At 45.8% G+C, this 996-nt stretch carries 1 protein-coding gene; it reads right to left on the bottom strand.

Annotated features, from left to right (window positions below; all coding sequences use genetic code 11):
- Nucleotides 1–16 precede the first annotated feature (16 nt).
- Entirely contained in the window at nucleotides 17–907 is an 891-nt protein-coding gene (locus RHEIN_RS17975; RefSeq protein WP_008900405.1) for an IS982 family transposase, read from the bottom strand.
- Nucleotides 908–996: the final 89 nt, after the last annotated feature.

Genomic DNA, 996 nt, shown 5'->3' with positions numbered 1-996 from the left:
TTAACCTGAGATCGGTTTAACGAGCCATGACTGTAATAGCATTAAACTCCGCGTTAGTGATGTTCAGTTGTGGCTTACTCTCTTTCAATTGATAGGCAATGAGGCCTGCAATCATGTTCAGCATAAAGCCATGAACGCTGCGGTGCCTGGAGTGCTCTATCTGTGAGATGTTTTTCAACTGGTCGTTGATGGTTTCGATGATAAAGCGCCTTGATAGCATGGCTCTGTCCCACAACGATATGGCCTTTGCTTTCATGTTTTTACGCACATTCGTCACCAACGTGATGCCTTTCTCCAGTAGCTCACTGGACAGTGCTTTGCCGATGTAGCCCTTGTCGGCATAAAGTTTATCCATGGGGCTGAACACCATGTCTGCCACTGGTTTTGTATCATGTACATTGGCTGGGGTGATTTTGGCCGCCACAATTCCTCCTTGATGATTCACAATCAAATGCAGCTTAAATCCATAGAACCAGCCCATAGTGCCTTTGCCTCTGCACGCCAGTCCTGACAAGGTTTTATGCCGCTGAATGCGCAAATTATGACAGACTTTGATACTGGTTGAATCAACAAATTCAATGCCAGTTGGCTCACTTTTCAGGCTGGCAAAGTAGCTGCAAAGAGGCACTAAGGCGGTAGGCATCACCTCAAGAAAGCGGGTATAACTGAGTAGATTTGGAAACGCTGATTTGTAAAAATGAGCCAGGTAGCCAGTGTAGAAGTTTTTGAAATCACGATGATGGGACATCTGGAAGAAGATAATGATGGTCATGACTTCGCTCATCGTCATGCGACCAGAGCGCTGACGCTTGCGAGTTCCATCGGTTAACAGAGTTTTTTCCCATTCAGGGATGAAAACAGCAGAAAAATCATCGACATCGCAAAATACTTCCACTAACTTGTGCATAGGCCCTCTGTGTGATGGGGTTTCTCTTGGTCGAAAGATCCGATCATGTGGAGGGCCGTTAGTTCAAATTTTCTTATCCCGAGTTCAGG

Source organism: Rheinheimera sp. A13L, assembly GCF_000217935.1.
In the GTDB taxonomy this organism is placed as follows: Bacteria; Pseudomonadota; Gammaproteobacteria; order Enterobacterales; family Alteromonadaceae; genus Pararheinheimera.
The sequence above is the reverse complement of the archived record's forward strand: the minus strand, read 5'-3'. Positions and strand labels throughout refer to the sequence as shown.